The following is a 1,080-nucleotide window of genomic DNA, read 5'->3' as shown; positions in this document are numbered from 1 at the left end:
GTCGGTGCGCAGATCGGCCCAGGCGGGGCGGTAGGGGTTGCCCGGATCATACCAGAAATCGGCGGCGGCGCGCAGCGCCGGCTCCTGCCGCAGCCCGGCCCAGGCCAGGTGCAGCGGCACGCGCAGCGCGTCATAGGAGAAGCGCGGCGGATGCGCGCGGCTGAGGGCGGGGCGGCCGCCGCTGCGCGGCAGCTCGAACCAGTCGGCCGGCAGGCGCCAGCGGCCGAACTGCGCCTGGCGCAGCAGCGCCACCCCGTCCTGCGCCAGCCGCCGCCACCGCGCCCCCTGGCCCAGCGCCGCCAGCGCCAGGAAGGCGGGGAAGACATAGTAGGAGGGGTTGAGCAGGATGCGCTCGCGGTCGGTGAAGCCCTGCGCGCCGGGCAGCAGCAGCAGCCTGCCATCCGCCTCCAGCGTGCAGAGCCGCAGCAGGTCGGCGGCGATGGCGCTGGCGCGCTGCTGCGCCTCCGGCAGCCGCCAGCGCGCGGCGCCCTGCAGCAGCGCCCAGGCGATCAGCAGATCGCCATCGCTGGCGTTGTTGCTGTCCGGTGGCAGGCCGGGCGCGTGGCGCCAGGCATGCAGCGCGTCGCCCGGGCGGCGCAGCGCCGTGGCGGTCCAGGCGGCGATGCGCTCGAAGCTGGCGCGGTCGCCGGCCTCCAGCGCCAGCAGCAGCCCGTAGCCCTGGCCCTCGGAATGGCTGATGCCGCCCTGGCCGTCATCCAGGATGCGGCCCTCGGGCGAGACATGGCGGCGCCGGAAATCCTGCCATTCGGCGGCGAGGTCGAAGCCGCCGCCCTCGGGCAGCGTCAGGGCCAGCAGCCCGGCCCCGGCGGTCAGCAGCAGGCGCCGCCGCGGCGGAGAGGGGCGGCAGCGGCATCTTGGCTGTTTCCGCGCCATGGAGGGTGACGATCACCCATCGGAGCGCCGGAAAGCTGACCAGAAGCTGAAGGGCGGGGGCTCAGCCCCAGGGCGCGGCGCGGCCCCGCAGCGGCAGGATCACCTGCCCGGCGCGGGAGCAGCGCAGCAGCGCCACCTGCCCGGCGGCCTCGCCGCAGGCGCTGCAGCGCAGCCCGGCCGCCATGT

The 1,080-nt window shown here is 76.5% G+C and carries 1 protein-coding gene; it reads right to left on the bottom strand.

The features are described from left to right. A partial coding sequence (locus HMPREF0731_RS21585) for a family 8 glycosyl hydrolase (RefSeq protein ID WP_007006372.1) occupies positions 1–894 on the bottom strand: 894 nt, incomplete at its 3' end. Between the last annotated feature and the right edge of the window lie 186 nt (positions 895–1,080).

Origin of the sequence: Pseudoroseomonas cervicalis ATCC 49957 (assembly GCF_000164635.1) — a bacterium.
GTDB lineage: Bacteria > Pseudomonadota > Alphaproteobacteria > Acetobacterales > Acetobacteraceae > Pseudoroseomonas > Pseudoroseomonas cervicalis.
The sequence above is the reverse complement of the archived record's forward strand: the minus strand, read 5'-3'. Positions and strand labels throughout refer to the sequence as shown.